This is a genomic window from Acidipila sp. EB88 (assembly GCF_003858395.1).
Taxonomy (GTDB): Bacteria; Acidobacteriota; Terriglobia; order Terriglobales; family Acidobacteriaceae; genus EB88.
This window is the reverse complement of sequence record NZ_QWEV01000005.1, coordinates 861,967-879,287: the sequence shown is the minus strand read 5'-3', so window position 1 is coordinate 879,287 and position 17,321 is coordinate 861,967. Positions and strand designations below refer to the sequence as shown.

At 55.0% G+C, this 17,321-nt stretch carries 16 protein-coding genes; 5 read left to right on the top strand and 11 right to left on the bottom strand.

Annotation, left to right across the window (positions count from 1 at the left end):
- Positions 1-298: 298 nt before the first annotated feature.
- Positions 299-919 (bottom strand): TetR/AcrR family transcriptional regulator, encoded by a 621-nt coding sequence (locus D1Y84_RS04520; RefSeq protein WP_199726359.1) that lies wholly within the window; start codon positions 917-919, stop codon positions 299-301.
- 62 nt (positions 920-981) lie between these two features.
- Here D1Y84_RS04520 and D1Y84_RS04515 point away from each other — a divergent pair, with 62 nt between their 5' ends.
- Positions 982-2,202, top strand: a complete 1,221-nt coding sequence (locus D1Y84_RS04515) for an FAD-dependent monooxygenase (RefSeq protein ID WP_124847464.1) — start codon at positions 982-984, stop codon at positions 2,200-2,202.
- Positions 2,203-2,649: 447 nt separating this feature from the next.
- Here the strand turns inward: D1Y84_RS04515 and D1Y84_RS04510 are convergent, their stop codons facing one another.
- The 4 genes from D1Y84_RS04510 to D1Y84_RS04495 all read right to left on the bottom strand — a co-directional run bounded on the left by D1Y84_RS04510 (position 2,650) and on the right by D1Y84_RS04495 (position 6,638).
- Positions 2,650-3,540, bottom strand: coding sequence for a hypothetical protein (locus D1Y84_RS04510; protein WP_124847463.1), 891 nt, complete (start codon positions 3,538-3,540; stop codon positions 2,650-2,652).
- A gap of 427 nt (positions 3,541-3,967) precedes the next feature.
- The gene (locus D1Y84_RS04505) at positions 3,968-4,735 is read right to left on the bottom strand and encodes an alpha/beta fold hydrolase (protein ID WP_233581547.1); all 768 of its coding nucleotides are present in this window, start codon (positions 4,733-4,735) and stop codon (positions 3,968-3,970) included.
- A gap of 149 nt (positions 4,736-4,884) precedes the next feature.
- Positions 4,885-5,349: a nuclear transport factor 2 family protein gene (locus D1Y84_RS04500; protein WP_158615319.1), complete on the bottom strand. Its 465-nt coding sequence runs from the start codon at positions 5,347-5,349 to the stop codon at positions 4,885-4,887.
- Positions 5,350-5,432: 83 nt separating this feature from the next.
- Positions 5,433-6,638, bottom strand: a complete 1,206-nt coding sequence (locus D1Y84_RS04495) for a S9 family peptidase (RefSeq protein WP_124847460.1) — start codon at positions 6,636-6,638, stop codon at positions 5,433-5,435.
- 172 nt (positions 6,639-6,810) lie between these two features.
- On the opposite strand from D1Y84_RS04495, the gene D1Y84_RS04490 reads away from it, so the two are divergent.
- Positions 6,811-7,491 carry a TetR/AcrR family transcriptional regulator gene (locus D1Y84_RS04490; RefSeq protein WP_124847459.1) on the top strand — a complete coding sequence of 227 codons (681 nt, stop codon included), beginning with the start codon at positions 6,811-6,813 and terminating at the stop codon, positions 7,489-7,491.
- A 195-nt stretch (positions 7,492-7,686) separates the two neighbouring features.
- Entirely contained in the window at positions 7,687-8,049 is a 363-nt protein-coding gene (locus D1Y84_RS04485) for a RidA family protein (RefSeq protein ID WP_124847458.1), read from the top strand.
- Positions 8,050-8,951: 902 nt separating this feature from the next.
- Here the strand turns inward: D1Y84_RS04485 and D1Y84_RS04480 are convergent.
- Complete coding sequence (locus D1Y84_RS04480) at positions 8,952-9,425, bottom strand: nuclear transport factor 2 family protein (protein WP_124847457.1); 474 nt, start codon at positions 9,423-9,425, stop codon at positions 8,952-8,954.
- Between the two features lie 24 nt (positions 9,426-9,449).
- Complete coding sequence (cynS, locus tag D1Y84_RS04475; protein WP_124847456.1) at positions 9,450-9,920, bottom strand: cyanase; 471 nt, start codon at positions 9,918-9,920, stop codon at positions 9,450-9,452.
- 365 nt (positions 9,921-10,285) lie between these two features.
- Between cynS and D1Y84_RS18865 the strand changes: the two genes are divergently transcribed.
- Positions 10,286-11,089 (top strand): helix-turn-helix domain-containing protein, encoded by an 804-nt coding sequence (locus D1Y84_RS18865; protein WP_370245803.1) that lies wholly within the window; start codon positions 10,286-10,288, stop codon positions 11,087-11,089.
- Between the two features lie 980 nt (positions 11,090-12,069).
- A complete protein-coding gene (locus D1Y84_RS04465) occupies positions 12,070-13,080 on the top strand; it encodes a family 43 glycosylhydrolase (protein ID WP_124847454.1) in 1,011 nt (336 codons plus the stop codon).
- 320 nt (positions 13,081-13,400) lie between these two features.
- Here the strand turns inward: D1Y84_RS04465 and D1Y84_RS18860 are convergent, their stop codons facing one another.
- From D1Y84_RS18860 to D1Y84_RS04445, 4 genes are all read right to left on the bottom strand, one after another.
- Positions 13,401-14,255 carry a DUF1643 domain-containing protein gene (locus D1Y84_RS18860; RefSeq protein WP_370245802.1) on the bottom strand — a complete coding sequence of 285 codons (855 nt, stop codon included), beginning with the start codon at positions 14,253-14,255 and terminating at the stop codon, positions 13,401-13,403.
- A 1,080-nt stretch (positions 14,256-15,335) separates the two neighbouring features.
- Positions 15,336-15,797 carry a LysE family transporter gene (locus D1Y84_RS04455; protein ID WP_124847452.1) on the bottom strand — a complete coding sequence of 154 codons (462 nt, stop codon included), beginning with the start codon at positions 15,795-15,797 and terminating at the stop codon, positions 15,336-15,338.
- 177 nt (positions 15,798-15,974) lie between these two features.
- Positions 15,975-16,409 (bottom strand): RbsD/FucU family protein, encoded by a 435-nt coding sequence (locus D1Y84_RS04450; protein WP_124847451.1) that lies wholly within the window; start codon positions 16,407-16,409, stop codon positions 15,975-15,977.
- Positions 16,410-16,435: 26 nt separating this feature from the next.
- Entirely contained in the window at positions 16,436-17,257 is an 822-nt protein-coding gene (locus tag D1Y84_RS04445; protein ID WP_124847450.1) for an inositol monophosphatase, read from the bottom strand.
- Between the last annotated feature and the right edge of the window lie 64 nt (positions 17,258-17,321).

The window sequence follows — 17,321 nt, the reverse complement described above, 5'->3', positions numbered from 1 at the left end:
TCTCGCGACTGCGACCCCTCAAGCAAAGAACGTGCTGCTCTCCAAAGAATGAATGACCTCCCGGCCGTGAGACTAACTGGGCAGCGGTAGCTTTCCGTCTTTATATGTCGGCGCAAATGGTTTACCCCTTGGTCACGGCAAGTGGTTTCCTGGGTACGCCCCAGTCCACGTCATTTTCGCGTGTGGTCCCCGAGTGCATCGGACTGAATGCGCCCTTCGAGGTTCTCCGGTGCCGGAGAAGAATAAGCAGCATGCGATGCAGCCGGAGCGGCCCTGTTGGTCGAGAATCGGGTCTCCCCTATGTTTCTAGCGATCTCTTTCGGGCAAGAGGCAGGAAGACATCCTCGACAATTTCGCGGATGACTTCATCAGAAAGCGGGCGAAGTGTCATCAGCAGCTCATGCCTAGCCAGATCAGTTGGAAGAGCGAGAATTCGCGGCGTGAGGCGAGTCGGATCAATCTCTCCACGATCAACTCCACGTTTTAGGATGGTTCGCAGGAGCGCGCCGTCTGTCACTTCTCCCCTCACCTTGATGAAGTTCGATCCCTCGTCTGCCAAGTCGCGGCTCATGTCGAAGGCCAGCTGAACCAGATTCGGTCGCAACCGGTCTGACATCGAACGCAATGCCAGGTGGAGCTCATCGCGGACGCTTCCCATGTCTGGCACGATGACCGGGTTCAGCTTGTAGTGGCGAGCCAGTGCGGCTGTCGCAAGTTTGGTGCGAGTTGGCCAACGGCGAGCCAGCACAGGCCGGCTGGTTCCAGCCCGCTTGGCGACAGATTCCAACGTCATGCTGACAAAGCCGAGCTCGATCAACTCTTTCCAGGCGCTCTCCAGAATCGCGTCTTCAAGCGCAATGCCTCGTCGCCTGCTGTTGATCGCAGCCATATGCCATTCATCATAAGATACAGTTTGCATCTTCTGCAATGAACTCGCATCATAAGATGCATGGCGCATCCTATCCCGTTGGAGCTTGCAAAATGCAGAAGATGACTACACGCGATACTTCCCGTTCCGTCTTGATCTCGGGCGCAAGCATCGCCGGCCCCGTGCTGGCTTACTGGCTCAACCGCTATGGCTTCGATGTAACGCTCGTAGAGCGAGCGCCTGCCGTGCGGAGCGGAGGATATCCGATAGACATACGCGGCACGGCGTTCGACGTAGTTGAGCGCATGGGTCTTTTGAAAGCGGTGCAGGCCGCACACATCGATTCGCGTACGCTGACCTTCGTGAATGCAGAGGGCAAAAGTCTTGCCACGATTTCGCCCCATGATCTGGCTGCCAATGAAGAGCGCGATGTCGAATTACCTCGCGGTACGCTAACAACACTCTTCTACGACCTAACCCAAGGCGGCACGGTTCGCTATTCGTTCAATGATTCCATTGAGACGCTTGAAGAAGGCAGCACGGGAGTGGAAGTCGGGTTCAAGAGCGGCAAGCGTGGCCGCTACGATGTGGTCCTTGGAGCGGACGGTTTGCACTCCAACACACGTCAGTTGGTGTTCGGCCCGGAGGAGCCTTTTCGTCGGGACCTCGGCTTCACCTTCAGCGGGTTCTCCATGCCCAACAACCTCGGGCTGTCGCATGGTGCGATTATCTATTCCGAAGCGGGGCGAACCGCACTCGCACTCGCCGTGGGCGAAAGCCTGGAGCTGTCTGTCATGCTCGCGTATGCAACGGAGAAGACCGAATCTGGAATGCGTCTCAGCCCTCAAGAGCAGATCGAGCGTACTGCCGACGTCTTTCGAAGTGGCGGTTGGGAGGTGCCGCGCATGGTCGAAGCGCTGCGGCGCGCCGATGACTTGTACTTCGACACTGTAAGTCAAATCCGTATGCCGCGGTGGTCGAAGGGCCGGGTGGCGCTGGTCGGCGACTCTGCCTACGCCCCGTCATTTTTCACCGGTCAGGGTACGAGTATCGCTATCGTGGGGGCCTATGTTCTGGCTGGCGAGCTGGCTTCACATGAAAATCCTGCAGATGCGTTTGCAGCGTATGAGAGGATCACCCGTCCCTTCGTGGAAGCGAACCAGGACTTGCCATTCAGGAAAGGCGGGACGTCCCTCATCCTGCGGACTCAAGAGGAATTGGATGGTCGCAGCCGTATGTTTGCCTCGCTTATGAAGGGCGATGTTCCGAAGAAAGATAACGATTACGTGCGACAGGTTCACAACTCGCTTCTTCTGCCGCATTACGAACGATAAGGCACACCCTCTTGCATTCGCGGCAGAGGCGCATAGTAACGGAAGACGCATATCTTCTTTCATCACGTCAGCCCGATAGCGGATCCTCAGCGAATGCAAAATCGCTAATGCAGGAGTGCCGCTGGTTTGATGTGAGTCATGACAGTTTGGCACATGGCAAATCTTCTTTGATTTCGGGAAGGGTCTAAGTACTCCACCAAGAACCAGGCAGAGCCGTCCATTGACAATGTGCCGTCATCTGACTGTATCGAGCTCCCGCAATTCACTGTACAGAAAGCGGACGATCAGCCTTTATCGTGACAGAAGGTATTAGCACGTGATCCATGCTCAATGGCTCGTACTCTGAGCATTCGGAGCCGGATTTGATAGCAGCCGCTCGTCATGCGTAAAGGGAGAGGTTGCGAACTCCATTGGACGCGGCCCGCGGTTGACTGTGATGGAATGGAACTAACGGCCTTTCGCCTCGAACCTTTCAGCGGAATTCCAGGCTAGTGCTGTGAGCACTGCCAAGACAAGGGTCTCGAGAAAAAACTGGCTCACCGCGTACATTGCGGTTATGTGTGGCAGCCTGACCCAGAAACTTTGCAGCAGAAGCTGAACGAACCTGCCTCTAACAAGCAGTAACAAGGTCGCGAAGGTCAGCGCTCGACGCAGCAAAGTACCTCTCAGTGCGGGCCAGCAGAGCCATGCTGCAGCAAACGCCGCAATTGTAGGCTCAACGAAGCTGATGTAGATGATCACATTGATCTTGAAAGGATATGGATCGGAATACAGATCCTTTACGAAAGGCATGCCATTCTTCAAAGAGGCGAAGAGATGATCGAGCGGTGGAAAGATCACGAACGTGAGCAAAGCCGCTACCATAACGATCAGTCCGGCAGCATTTTTGCTTTTCAGGCCGCTGAGCACAGTCCACGCTACCGCCGCCCCACCCAGGAACAGGCAAATCGCCTGAGGTGCGCGAGAGTAGGCTGAGAACACTAGGCTGTTCGTGATCGCGCCCTCGATTACCCAGACCCGCAGCGTCTCGTACAGCATCATTAGGATCAAGCCGCTGCCAATCACAGCCGTGACCTTCGAGAAACTACGCAGCCGCGGCAGCGACAGTCGGCAAACTACAGTTAAAGCAAACAGCCGCACCACTTCGTTGATAAACTTCACCCACTCCGGAAGCCCTACATACCTAGGGTAGGGAACCTTCATCGTCTCCAACATATAATCATGGACAAACAGCGAGGTGGGCGCGATCAAGCACACGGTCAAGATCACGAAAAGCCATTTCGACGCAGCTCCTCGCGGAGTCTTGCCTGGATGGTCTGACTCAAGAGGCTTGATCATCGATAAGACTCCATCTTACTTTGTTGCAGATTTCTTCTTCGAGAGGGAAGCCCATGATCCCGAGCCGCGTTGAACTGACGTTAAGCCCAAGCGTGGGTTGAGCACGGCTGGCGGAAGCGCCAAAGTCCACTGCTGAACGGAAAGCTACATCCATCGTAATGTTTTTTGTAAATTGAGCGATGCAGCCTCCTGAAGTGGCTATCGTGGGTGGAGACCCTGCGGGCCTTCGGGCGACCGGTACCTTGAACCGTCATGGTCGGGCGGGCACGGTATTTGAAGCGGATGACGTGCGCCGGTGCCGCGACCATGGCGGAACACTGGATCTGCACCCGAATAGAAGTTCTTCGTAGCTCTCGAAGTCTATGTCCTCTGCAAAGGGCAGACAGCTCTGCTCTGCACCGACTACAGCCTTGGATGTTGCGAGAACCTACTTCGCGGTGTTTGCGGCAGCAGCTATAAACTCGGCGACCTGCACCGGATGGGACAGCATGACAAGATGCCCGGAGGCGATGTGGATTTGGGTTGCGTGCATCTGCGTAGCAAACCTGTTTTCTAGAGCAGGTCCAATCATTCGATCATCATCGGCTACCACATAAAACGTTGGCTTCTGCTTCCAAGCGACACGTGTCAACTTGGCTCCAAGTTCATCAGGTCCGCTGACCTGACCTTGCGTTGCAGTGATGAGATGTTGCTCTGATACTGTGAGGTCCTGGGCAAAGTCTTGCATCACGCCCTGAGCTGTAAGGGTGAGGAATCCGCTTGCGTCTGGGCGTATTTCCTTTCCACCTGACGGACCTGCATCCTGATGGACCAAGTCGCTCACTGATTGCCCGAGGTCTGGTGCAAAGGCATCGACATATACGAGGCGTGTCACCTTCGGGTCGTCTCCTGCTTCTGTAATCACGGCTCCTCCATAGGAATGTCCGACCAAAAGCACGGGTCCATCCTGAAGCTTGAGAACTCTTGCCACCGCGGCCGCATCCTCGGCAAGCGTGGTAAAGGGCAGGTGTACCGCCGTAACGTGGAAACCCTCTGCCTCTAGAAGAGGGACCACCTTGCTCCAGCTTGTGCCGTCCGCCCACGCCCCATGCACAAGAACAATGTTGTGGATCAGAGGTGGCGGGGTGGAATGTATTTGCGCTGTTGCATGTAGCGGGGCACACGCGAGAAGAGCGATAACTGTTGCCGAACACATGGATAGTGATAGACGGTTCATCTTAGGAGCCTTCTTTGATTGAGATCGAAACCTGGTTCTTGCATTAGCCGGTAGGTCGAGGAGCGACGACTCAGACCGCCATAAGAGCCAGCCCGAGTCTTTCGTGAACAGTGCACCGCCTGAGGAGCTTAGGCTTGTGGTCCCGGTAACGTAATGGCTCCAAGTGCAACGAGAACGGTCAGAGGATTCCAATAGTCCTGCCAGCGAGCAAGGAGTCCGTCGCGAAACGTAAGGATGTCGACATACTTTGGCTCAAAGGGAAGTCCGGTGTCGATTGCACGACCCTTACCTTCCGCCTGGAAGATGACGACGTCCGGATCAGTTGTCTTGTGTATAGCTACAACGCTCACCGAATCGATGTGAATCAATCGTTTGAGTTCGGTGAAGTAAGTTCTCACCTCTTCCTTGCCGTTGAGCCTTTGAGGACGGGCAGGAGGAGCAAAGGGAAACTCCATCACCACATCTTCAGTCATCAGCTGGATCAGCTGAGTGTCCCAATCTGGACTGCCGAAGCTATTCAGAAAGCGGGTAAATGCTTCATCTGTGGTCTGTGACTTCGTTTGTGAGAAGGTGTCTTTGGCAGTGAGTGACATGTAAGCTCCTTGAGCAACCATCTAGCGAGTACGTTTCTATTGCATTGCGATTAACGAGCAACCTTGCATTGTCGTGTGGCGTTTCAGCCGGCGTCCGACTTCAACGTTTCATCGATCCAGTTGAAAACCGCTTCGTCTTTGTAGGCCAGAGCGCCCGATTGACAGTGGTTCTCAGCACCGTCTTCGCTGGTAAATGCAATCAGTTGCTTAGGTACTTGCAATGCGTCGTAGACCATCTGCGGCTGACCTTTGAAGAACATGTCTCCTTCCGCTTCCAGGACGAGACAGGGGCACCTGATTTGGCCGATAACATCCTTCACCGTGTATTTCTTGATCTCGTTCATGAGTTCACGCATATTCGACACACCGAAGGACCAGAGACCCTGCGTGACTGCCCAGCGCAGACCGGTGCTCTTTTCCATCGCTATGCGTAGGACCGCTTCGCAATGTTGTGTGTCCCCGGCACCGAGAGCAGTCAACGCCTCTTTTGGCAACATCTGTTGCACCGTCTCGTAGAAGTCATACACTCCGCCGAAGAAAATGGCTGCACGGAATCGATGCTCGAAAGCAGCGGCCCGAGCAGCAAAGTACCCTCCTAGACTCATTCCCATAAGAACTAAATTGCTACCATCGACCTCGGACCTCTTCAGGGCGTAGTCAACCGCTGGTGTCACAACGGCTTCCCAGTCGTGCCGGAAGGTGAGCTTCTGCTCACGTCTGGGCATACCCTGTCCCGGCCCGTCCCAAGTCAAACAGTTGTAGCCGCGGCGAATTGCAGCGGCGGCTCCAAAATAGAAGAGCTCTTCAACGCTGGAGTCGTAGCCACCGTGGAAGATGAGGGTCGGCCGGGGTTTGCCGGAATCATCCACCTTGTAGAAATAACCCGGGAGTGTGGTGCCCTCATAAGGAATCTCAACCGGCTCCCAGGTTGGCCCTGTGAGCTTTGCTGCCTCAGCGTAGGCTTTTTGTGAGGCCTTGGCCGTCGACAGGATACGCGGATCCTCCGGGTTGCCATGAAGGTAGAACTCGCCTGTTCGGAAATAGGTCGAAGCGCGCAAATACGCTGAGCGTGCGCTTTCTAGGTGGCCTGCGTCGAGGCTTGCGTCGGCCCGCGACAGCATCCGTTGACCGAGTTTGTCCCACTCCGTGAACCAGCTCTCGAAGCTGCCTTCTTCGATACGACCCGCGGCTGCCATCATCTCCCCAATATCCGCACCTCCGTAGTAGGTAAAGCCCAGGTTGCGTATGAACTCGAAAGCAAAGGACTCATCTTGAAATGCGACTTTCATCTTCCCCTCCAGTGCTGTGGGACCTTCATCCAGCGATCTGTACGGACAGTCTGAGGCATGCCATCTGGACTAGACTGTACAGTACAATGCTCTAGATGATTCGATTCTCCGGAAGGGTTCAATCATCCGCACGGCAAGTGAGAGTGCCGGAAATAATAGAAGCAGGAGCAATATGTCTAAATCTGTGGGAAAGACGTCGACGGTTGAAGCAGAAGCTTCAACGAAGCGAGAACAGATCCTAACGGCCGCCTCTCGCGTTTTTCTAACGCAAGGCTACCGAGGCACGAGCATGGAGATGGTCGCGAAGGAGTCAGGGGCAGGCAGGCAAACGGTTTATAACCAGTTTGCGAGCAAGAAAGCTTTGTTCGACGACACGCTGGCTCTCCTATGGGAGAAGATGTCGGTAGATCGGATCGTGAGCCGGACAGGATCGGATCGGTCACCCGAGGAGGCTCTTCTTGAGATCGGCAACGCTATCGCGGACTTCTGGGTTCCTGAAAATACAGTCGCTTTCCTGCGCATGGTGATCGCCGAGAGCATTCATTTCCCGGAGTTAGCCGATAGTTTCTTCACCTTCGGCCAAGGTGCGGCCCGACGTGCCGTCACCGAATACCTGAGCATGCTGCGCGAGACCAGGGCTCTAGAAGTTCTCGATCCAGAGCTCGCAGCAGCTCAGTTCATCGGCCTGGTGAACGAGCCGCTTCTCTCATCGCGGGTCGTCGACGGGGGTAAGGCTCCCTCAACTGTCCGCCGCAGACGGGTCGTTCATGAAGCGGTTAGGACTTTCCTAGCTCGTTATGGCACGGACAAGCACTCAGCTTCGCCTCGACATGGCTCTGAACCGCGCAGGTAAATACCTTCATCACAAAGGAGAGAATCAACAACTGTGCTCGAATCATGGGAGCTCCCAAATGCTCTTGCCGTCAATGATTTGATTTGACGTTCGGTAGCGCTGGGATGTAACGATCAGGAACGCGTTGTAGGTCCTCGCAGAAAGGTGAGAATTCTGTTCCGTTGAAGGGGCAAAGCACTTCTAGAATAAGGAACCATGACAATCGAACGCATCGAGAGTAACGCCCGCATGTCACAAGCTGTGGTTCACGGAAACACTGTCTATCTCGCAGGACAGGTAGCCTATGGGGCGAGGGGAGGAAGCGTCTCAGAGCAAATGAAGGATGCACTTGCGCGTGTAGACGCACTTCTGTCTGAAGCCCACAGTGCAAAGGACCGGATCCTGTCCGTGTCCGTCTTTCTGACAGATATGAGTACGTTTGCGGAGATGAACGAAGTCTGGGATGCATGGATTGATCCAACAGCGCCGCCTGCCCGTATCACCTTGGGAGTGCTGGCACTGGGCTCGAGCGACTTCAATCTGGAAATTTCGGTCGTCGCAGCCGTGTGCGCTCCGTAGACTGCCTAAACGGCTCACGTGGACATAGTTCTTGTATCCACCCTTGCACTCTCGTCATCAGGATCGGTAGCCAATGACCTCCTTATCCAGCACAGCCAGAGGCCTGTCGGGGGCAGTCTACTGCCTCTCGCATCCCGGACTGTCAGGTAAGCGAGGAAGCCGGCAGGCCCAAATATGAAGGTCTAGATCGAACAGGGCGCGACGAGAAGATGTTAAACCTGCCGGGCCTTGCGTCACAATGTTCCCAGGCTTTACCAAATTGACCGGACGTAAGGTAGTGTACCCAGCCACCAAGAAGAAGGCTCGGGTTTGGAAAAAGGTCGTGAAGCTCTGTGAGTGAATGAGATCCGCCTGTTCGCTCGGGCCGGTGTGCTGCAAGGACAATGGTCTAGATTGTTACGAGGACAGCCGGTATAACGAGACGAACTGCTAGCCTCGAGACAAATCGGCGCGGTCTGCGACTCTGAGGGCCAGCCACCTCAGGTGCGCGGGCGTACCTGAGAAATGAAACAACCGTCCAGGGGTCACGAATCAAACTCTGAGCGCTTCTCAAAAAGACCAAGTTCCAAGTGTTCAAGTCCAGTGGCGCAGTGAGTCGACACCGCGGGGTTCACGGATTCCTTCTTTTCGCCTCACAGTCGCTCGGATTTGTTTCTTTCTGGGTTTACTCGCAATGCTCATGACCGTACTACTGCTCGGAGCCGTACTACCCTTGATGAGAAGGCCAGCCTAGAACGCGCAGAACAACACTGCTAAGACTCCTCCTTGCGACGCATTGTTCCGATTCCCTTCCGTGCCCCACCCCTTGTGGCGTCTCAACAAAGCCTCGCCCTTGTCTGCCACGTCGCTTCAGTTCCCCAGTGCAGTTGAATATCGTGCGCCCATGAAGACGTCCGCGTTAATTACAGACCTAAGGCACTCAAGCCGGGATGGTCGTCAGGGCGACGGCCCAATGGCCAATGGAAACGCCGATCCGATTCCTTTATCAAAACATCGTTGATGCTTGCATAGCGACGAAGCATCAATCCTCTACCGTCAAACTCCCAGTTTTCATTTCCGTAGGCGCGATACCACTGGCCTGAACCATCATGAAACTCATAAGAAAAACGGACAGCAACGCGAGCAGCATTAAAAGCCCAGAGTTCCTTCATAAGTCTATAGTCCAGTTCACGCTGCCACTTGCGCAGCAGGAAACGCACAATCTCCTCGCGCCCGTTGATGAATTCTGTGCGGTTCCGCCAGACACTATCAGGGGTATAGGCTAGCGAGACCTGCTCCGGGTTGCGAGTGTTCCATGCATCCTCAGCCTTGCGGACTTTGAGTATGGCAGTATCTGTGGTGAAGGGAGGTACTATCGCTTGCGTTGGTGTGCTCATTGTTTCTCCTTCTCTCTTGTCGTTCTAATAAGGTTGAGTTGGCAGGAACTTCCCGTCTAGCGTGATCACCGCGCGTGCGCCGCCTTGAGGGTCTTCCACCCTCTTGATGTCTAGACGGAAATTGATTGCACTGATGATGCCGTCTCCGAAGAGCTCATGAACAAGCGCCTTTAGAGTAGTTCCGTAGACCTGCACGATCTCGTTAAAGCGGTAGATGGTGGGATCAGTAAGCAGATCATCGGATAAACTTCCTCGTACCGGGATAGTCTGCAGCAATCTCACATCTTTATCAGTGAGGTCAAGCCTCTTTCCTACCGCTTGCGCAGCGTCCGCAGGTAGGGGGTGTTGCCCAAGCAGTGCGGCTGTTGTAAAGACGAGACTAAGCTTTGCTTCGTCAGCCAAATCCTGAAATGAGACACTGTTCTCGTGCTTTGTCTCGATAATCTGCTCGGCTAAGCGAAGCCGAGCATCCTTTGTCGCTTGTATTTGCAGCATCACGTCTCTTTTCTGTGTGAAAGATCTAGGAACTGAACACTTAGGCTTGCAATCGCTGTCTTAGGTGTACTGGCCTACCTTCGAAAACTTCCAGGTGGTGCGGGGGGAGACGTCAGGCGACCCGGAATTGATACCGTCACCGCCTGCTCCCGTCCTTTGCCTCGGCGTAGAGTACCTGACGACTTGTCAAAATATATCGCCAAGGAAACAGGGCACTATGCACTTCTTGCTACAACATCGTGCATGATGTAGGGGTGACGTTTGGCAGAACATCTCGGATATCAGTTCGACGTGGTGATGCGATCGTTCCGCTCTATGCGCCAGTGACCGCGGTTGATGCTGCAGCATCACTTTCGCCTAACCTCATGAGTGAGAGACACCGTTTGCGAACTGTGGAGATCCCTGAGCACGAGCACGCCGATCTCTGCTTTCACCTGCAGCTCTCCGGTTCTCCCGACCTGGAATGGTGGTGGAGGGGGAGAAACAAGGTAGAGGCCCCAAAGGCGGGAGCACTTATACTGCTGCCGCCGGGGACCCGGGATCGGTTACGCTGGGAGGGCGCTTCGGATCGGTACGTTATCTCACTCGACGCCCACTTAGTCGAAGACGTGGCACATTCACTCCACGCTAATCTCGCACCCACATACCAGACACACTGGCATCTCAGAGATGAATTGTTGCGGCAGCTCTTGGCCGAGATAGGGCGAGAGGCCATCGGAGAATGGCCGCTGGGCACACTTTATGCTGAACTGCTCGGATTATCCTTGAGCACTCTCCTGCTCCGGCGTTACACGACTTCTCCGACGCAGCTTCCACTCTTACGTGGCGGACTACAAATGCGAGCGGTGAAAGCTAGTCTCGAACTCATGACGGAGAATCTCCACAAGGATCTGCACCTGTCAGAGATCGCCGCCATCACTGGTCTCAGCCCATTTCACTTCGCCCGCCTCTTTAAGGGAGCTACAGGCCTTACGCCTTATCGTTACCTGCTGGATCAACGGATACGACGCGCAAAAGAACTCCTACAATCCGGTGCTTTGCCGGTCGCAGAGGTTGCGGCTCAAGTCGGCTTCTATAACCACTCGCATTTCTCTCGCGCCTTTCGGCTAAAGGAGGGGATGTCGCCAAAGGCTTGGAGACTGGTACACTTGCCCAATCTCACGTACTGACCTGCTAGGCCATCGCCAGAGCTCTTCGCACCAGCGATGATCTGCCTGCTATCGTAGGCCAGGCTGAGCTGCTGTTCCATATGGTGTCGTGCATGGTGGCACCGGACGTCAGCTAGGGGAGGAATCTGCACGTTCAGCCTGCGATGTGGATCTTCAGCTTTCACTGCAAATAGCGAAAATCGCTCGTTACCTTGCTTCATTAGCTTGGGCAGGAGGTCCTTGCTGGCCTGCATCTCGCAGACTTTCCCAAGCCGGATCCCTTCGCGAGGCGATCCTGCAACGTACAGTTGGCCCATTCGACACCACCCTGCGCCTGGCTTTCGTTCGCGCACAGGATCTCGATGTAGAGCTCTGGAAGGGCTCTGCCCAACCTATCCTGCTCGAGGAGTGGCAATCGTCATTCATGTGCAGGGCTTGCACAACGGTCTCTCCTGCCGCCCGACCAGGAAAGCCAAGTAGACGGAACCTTCAGGGATGATTGACGCTTCCTCGAACGACTTCAAGGACAAAAGTCTTCGACCGGCGGAGTGGGAGCGGCGGAGAGCTTTTGGTCGTCCATGCCACATGTCATGCTGGAAATGTAGGCGTAGAGCCACTCGCACTGCGTGAACGCAGGTGGCTGGAAAGCCTCAGCAATGCTGCATGTAGAGCGTACTATCTGACAGGGGCGGATCACAGCTGTCCTTACGGCTCGGTTCAGCCGGCAGCAAGGAAGATAGTGGTGGCCTTGGCTCGGTCAAAGCTGTTGTGCCCTGACGCGAAACGCTGCGCTCGAGGTCTTGGGAACATAGAGAGGGAACTCACACACATATATCAAGGAGGTGCTTCGTTCGGTCCCGAAGGGTAGATTATCGGAAAGTTGTTTCCCTTGAAGGTGATCGCCGCATTGTGCATAATCTGCCAACAAGAAGGCTAGCGGACCAGATCGTTCTTGCCGTTGTTGCTGTGGCTGTTCCCTAATCTATCTAGAGAGGAAGTCAATGTCCGCCAAGCTAGCTCTTCTATTTCTCCTTCTTTTTGCGGCCAGCGTGCATGCTCGAGGTTCTGAAGCCCCCAAGCCCCTTTACCGCGATCCTATTCACGATGGAGCCGCGGATCCCACCATCATCTGGAACCGTGGCACTAAGCAGTGGTGGTTGTTCTATACGAACCGTCGGGCCGACATGACGCCTGCATCGCCGAAAGATGTTTCGTGGCTGCACGGAACTCATATTGGGATCGCCACGTCATCCGACGGAGCCCACTGGACCTACAAAGGCGTAGCCGAGATCCCGAACGCAAAGCCAGACTCAACGTTTTGGGCGCCTGAGATCGTTGAAGTTCGCGGCAAATACCACATGTACCTCACCCTCGTTCCTGGCATCTTTAAGGATTGGAATGCTCCCCGTGAGATTGATCACCTCACGAGTCGGGACCTAGTGCACTGGACCTTTGACCGCAAGCTTGATCTCGCCTCGAACCGTGTGATTGATCCATGCGTATTTCCTCTCGGCAACGGCAAATGGCGCATGTGGTACAAAGACGAAGCCGGTCACAGTTACATTCATCAGGCCGACTCTGTCGATCTCTCTCACTGGACTGAGTCTGGCATTGCTGTTTCTGACATCCACAGCGAGGGACCGAAGGTCTTTCGCTGGCGGGGTCAAAACTGGCTCATTGTCGATGCCTGGAAAGGCCTTGCCGTTTACCGTTCGGCTGATCTCACACACTGGCAGCCGCAAGCTACCCGCATCCTTGAGATCCCAGGGACACACCGCACAGACCGGAACATCGGACATCATTGCGACGTCATCGTGAGCAGGGGGCGCGCTTACATCTTCTACTTCACTCATCAGTCCGGACTCGATTTGGACCCTGAGTTGCTCAATTCGAAGCAGCGAACTGTTTTGCAGGTAGCCGAGCTTCGTCTCGAAGGCAACACTATGACAGCAGACCGCGATACTCCTACCCAGATCCATCTTGCGCCAGGAGCATCCTTCTTCGCCCGCTGACGCTGCAAGTCTGCATTGCAACTCAAAGAACGACAGGGGCGTGTCCCCGATTGACCATAAGTCACGCGAAACTGTTCCGCACGCCTACAGCTATCACGAAGTGGTGCGCGCGTGTTTCACCTATGTTTGTTTGCAACTATGAACCACGCCTGAAGCGGGGAAGATCACCCCGCTGATTGCGATGCCGCCATGCTTACCCTCGCTTGCAACCTCGAGCATGCCAGCACGGACGAGGAAAACTCTGAATAGGTAGGCCGATGGGGATGGTGCTGCATGCGACCGGGAGGAAGCGTAGTTTGATGGGCACCGTTCCGCGTAGGCTAACGGAGGCGGGTAAAACGATTGCTGTTCCAGGCTGGATTCAGTGAGGCGGCTGCGGACTTTTCAGAAACCCTAAGAAACGAGCGTAGAGCAGGCCAACTGTCCGCACCAAGGCGGCTCCGGTTTCTTTCGCCCGGGTGTACCCGAGATCTGAAGAGATTCGGTGGGTATTCGCAACGATGATCACAGTAAGGCCCAGAGCCACAACCTTTGCGGCCACCTTGAGCCAGTTCAAGGATCCTGGTCCTGCAAGTCATTACTGTTCCTTCGCGCCATACTCTCGGTCGAGCGTACAAGGGAAGAGGTTTAGCTCTACCCTTCCACGTCCCAAGAGGGGCCTTCTCGAGGTTATCGCAACGCCAGACTGTAGGCTGAAGGTCTCCTCGGAGGGACAGCGGGTGACCCGAAGTCGCGTCTCTGCAGGGCGCGAGCACATGTGGCAAGCACCGCTTGCTCAACTTTCTCGTCACTTCGAACCCTCTCGGCCGAAGCAGTTTGTGTGGCTGGCCGTAGGCGAGAAGGGGAAGCGAAGCCTGACGAGCCATCCTGAGCAGATTGCGGTCGTTGTCCGGACCGACGCGATCTGCCACCTCCATGGGGCGCCGCTGGTTGGTCGCTCGGTAAGCGAACGTGTTGCCCACGAGCAACGTTCCGAATCCCCATGCGACGGCATAGCGTCGACACGTCGCAATGCTCGGGTCGTCAAACGCTGGTTCTGCTGTGGACGGGTTCATCATTGCGAACAAGACCGTAGGCAAGCCTTTGTCCCAGCAACGCTCCAGGCGATAACGGTACTCTTTTCGAGCGCCACCGAAAACTGCCGACCCTTTTACATGCTCCGGCAGTTGCAGCATGACTTTACCGCCAGCGACCTGTTCAAAAGTCTTCATTCACTCCTCACCGGCTGCAAGCCGATTCTTTCGCAAGACCACAAACACAGTGTCTCAGGTCTCGCGAGCATCGTTAAAACCGGCGAGAGCTTGGCTCTTCGCGAAGGCCCAAGTGGAGGGGATGCGCAGCCGCGACATCGATGTAGATGCAGCAAGCCATATGCACGTAGCAAGGGCAGCTCTGAAGGGAACAGCAATTCAGATTACGCCTCTATGTTCGTGCTTCATCGAGTTTTGCCGGCAGCTTGGTGCCATGAACGCGGTCAGAGAAGACAAGCACGCCATCTCGTCGATCTACGCGGCTTGGTCACTCTAAGTTCTCATAGCGAAGACGGATCTACTTTCTACGATCGACCAGGCGATGGCGGCACTCAAAGAAGCTCGCAAGGAGCTTGCCTCAACATCACGAAAGAGAACTGTACCGACGCTGAGCAAGGGCACCCCGAAGAGGGCTGGAATCCAAGTATGTGTTGATCTGCACTACACCGCGGCTGACGAAGACTGGAAAAAATTTCCGTATAACCAGCTTTACATCCGAGCTTCGTGTGCATATTTGTAGCAAAAAGGGTTGAAGCGCTGTCATGACACCTAGTAGTTGTACTGCAAACTGCAAAGCGCTGCCTATGATTGAATCGATATCGATCACGACCGCTGAGTGCGCCTCCTCGCTGTCCTCGATCAAAATGAAACGCTGCGATGATGGCACCGTTCCAATCGTCGCATCATTTATGCGGTCCCACCAGCAAGGAACTTCAGAAATGTCTCGATGGGGGTTGATCAGAGAGCATCCTATGTCCTTCCCGCGGATGCCGGTGAGAAGTCCACCGCTCTTCTGGCTAAGTATTGGCGTCAGCGTTGGCTAACCAAGAGAAGCGACAGTGGTTCAGTGCTTGCGAACCTGGCCACGAATCGGCTGTCATAATCGATCCTGCATGGCGCCCAGATCGTCCTTCCTGACGATTCTAGTCACCTCCGCGCGAACGGGATATCTGATCAACGACACTGAAGCAAATCCCCAAAAGTGACATAACTGCACCGGCGGTCCTACCAGTAGCAGACTTCGAGCGGGTATATACGCGTCGGGCATGGGGCATAGAAAGTAATAAGGCCAAAGGCAATGTCATTGAAGAAGATGATTGTGATCGCGGCCAGGCGAACCCACAAAGGAGTTCCTAGCTTCAATATCGCACTGAAGATGCTGGCGAAGAACACCAAGACTTTGAGATCGGCAAAGTTCGTGGAGAAGCCGCGCCGGAAAGCCTGGCGGGAACTGGAATGCACCTCCACTGCGTTGGTGGCGCGTATGGCCATCGGCACTCGAGCATAGCGGTAGGAGTGAACTCCGATATATAGGAGGTAAAGCCCTCTGCCCATTTCGAGCGCACGATAAAGCCAAGCGACCCTTGCCAGAAGAGCGCCCATGCCAAAGACCGCTGCAATAGCCCAGACAAGAACCCCGTGCCTAGGCCCAAAACGTGAAGAAGCGTTACCCGTCGTGGATTGCATGTCGATGTTTGGATGACGGACACGAAGGCGGGCCCAGGACTGGCCACTGCCAGAAGGTGACACCGCGAGTGTGAGGAGTGCCAGAAGATCTACCCAAGGTTCTCCTAAACCGATAGAACGGGCTTGCGTTTGATCGGCGCGGCAAAGGAAGCCGGCTAGATCTCACGAGTGATGAACCTAGCCAACATTGATGGTTCCTTTGCGCAGAAGAACGTTGCCGTAGGGACGCTTCTCGCCCGTGATGACGATGGCGTATGCACCTTTCGCACGGTCCTTGAAGTCCGCCGAAGATATTGGAACAAGCTTCATGCCGGCATCTTCCAAATCGACGATTGCCTGTTGAAATTCCAGGAAGATGGGTTGTTCGTTCATGGGGTCAGACTTGGCGATCATTCGCCAGCAGCCTTCAGGGTCTTTCCGTTCAAGTGGCAGGACCGAGAGAACAGCCCGTAACGCTGCAGGCGCAGAGATACCGTCCATCCGAATGATGTTCGGCTGCCCTGCATCCGACGCATAATTTGCGTCCACAATAGCAATCTCGTGGCGGTGTCCCATGGAACTCAACACGTGCAGGAGCTGCGGGGAGAGAAGTGAGTCGATTCCTTTAAGCATGATTTCTCCTTAATCCTGTCATACGCTCAGCCTTCTCCACGTTCGAGAAGGGAGCAAAGCTGGTCGAACACTCCCGGGGCACCGGCAATAACCCGATTCCCTTTCAGCAAGGCATCACCAACGAGGTAAGCGTTCACCTTGCCTCCGGCTGCTTCAATGATCGCTATGGCACCCAGGCAGTCCCAGGAATGCATGTGCGGCTCTACGTGCCCTAGGAGACGACCAGCCCCGACGTATACCAGTGACAACGCTCCAGATCCACTACGATAAAACATGCCATTTCCAGCCAGGAGTTTCGTCAGGGAGTCAAAAAGGAAGCTATGCGGAGATCGAGGCGAAAAGCCGATGCTGACCAGACCCGCGGAGAAATCAGTGCCCGTACTAGGCCGGATGGGAACATCGTTGACGTAGGCTGGGAAACCTTTGCCTCCGGTGAACAGCTCGTCGTGCGGAGGATTATAGATAAGGCCAAATTGGAGAACCCCGCTCCATACGAATGCAATCGAGACGCACCAGTTTGGCATTCCGGAGAGAAAGGGCTGCGTTCCATCAATTGGGTCAATGACCCAGGTGCCGCTTGCGTGATTGAGATCCGTCAACCCGCTCTCCTCACCGAAGAACGCGTCATCCGGAAAGTGCATGGCGAACTTCTCACGGATGAGCTTCTCCGTGTTCACGTCAGCCTCGCTGACCAGATCGTGCGAGCCCTTGCTCTTGACTGTAAGTTTCCCGATTTCGCGGAAGTAGTCGTTGGCAAGAGTACCCGCTTCCCGAATGACTTGTCGGGCCATGTCGAAGCGCTGGCTGATTGCTGCATTTGGGGCTAAGGACGGCACCAGGTTGGACATCAAAAACTCTCTTTCTAAAAAACGCACCCTGAGACGGTCATGAAGTGACGAACACTGTGCGTCT

Coding starts and splice junctions, on each gene's coding strand:
- D1Y84_RS04520 (WP_199726359.1), bottom strand. CDS start 919: ATGCAAACTGTATCTTATGATGAATGGCATATGGCTGCGATCAACAGC.
- D1Y84_RS04515 (WP_124847464.1), top strand. CDS start 982: ATGCAGAAGATGACTACACGCGATACTTCCCGTTCCGTCTTGATCTCG.
- D1Y84_RS04510 (WP_124847463.1), bottom strand. CDS start 3,540: ATGATCAAGCCTCTTGAGTCAGACCATCCAGGCAAGACTCCGCGAGGA.
- D1Y84_RS04505 (WP_233581547.1), bottom strand. CDS start 4,735: ATGTGTTCGGCAACAGTTATCGCTCTTCTCGCGTGTGCCCCGCTACAT.
- D1Y84_RS04500 (WP_158615319.1), bottom strand. CDS start 5,349: ATGTCACTCACTGCCAAAGACACCTTCTCACAAACGAAGTCACAGACC.
- D1Y84_RS04495 (WP_124847460.1), bottom strand. CDS start 6,638: ATGAAAGTCGCATTTCAAGATGAGTCCTTTGCTTTCGAGTTCATACGC.
- D1Y84_RS04490 (WP_124847459.1), top strand. CDS start 6,811: ATGTCTAAATCTGTGGGAAAGACGTCGACGGTTGAAGCAGAAGCTTCA.
- D1Y84_RS04485 (WP_124847458.1), top strand. CDS start 7,687: ATGACAATCGAACGCATCGAGAGTAACGCCCGCATGTCACAAGCTGTG.
- D1Y84_RS04480 (WP_124847457.1), bottom strand. CDS start 9,425: ATGAGCACACCAACGCAAGCGATAGTACCTCCCTTCACCACAGATACT.
- cynS (WP_124847456.1), bottom strand. CDS start 9,920: ATGCTGCAAATACAAGCGACAAAGGATGCTCGGCTTCGCTTAGCCGAG.
- D1Y84_RS18865 (WP_370245803.1), top strand. CDS start 10,286: ATGAGTGAGAGACACCGTTTGCGAACTGTGGAGATCCCTGAGCACGAG.
- D1Y84_RS04465 (WP_124847454.1), top strand. CDS start 12,070: ATGTCCGCCAAGCTAGCTCTTCTATTTCTCCTTCTTTTTGCGGCCAGC.
- D1Y84_RS18860 (WP_370245802.1), bottom strand. CDS start 14,255: ATGCTGCAACTGCCGGAGCATGTAAAAGGGTCGGCAGTTTTCGGTGGC.
- D1Y84_RS04455 (WP_124847452.1), bottom strand. CDS start 15,797: ATGCAATCCACGACGGGTAACGCTTCTTCACGTTTTGGGCCTAGGCAC.
- D1Y84_RS04450 (WP_124847451.1), bottom strand. CDS start 16,409: ATGCTTAAAGGAATCGACTCACTTCTCTCCCCGCAGCTCCTGCACGTG.
- D1Y84_RS04445 (WP_124847450.1), bottom strand. CDS start 17,257: ATGTCCAACCTGGTGCCGTCCTTAGCCCCAAATGCAGCAATCAGCCAG.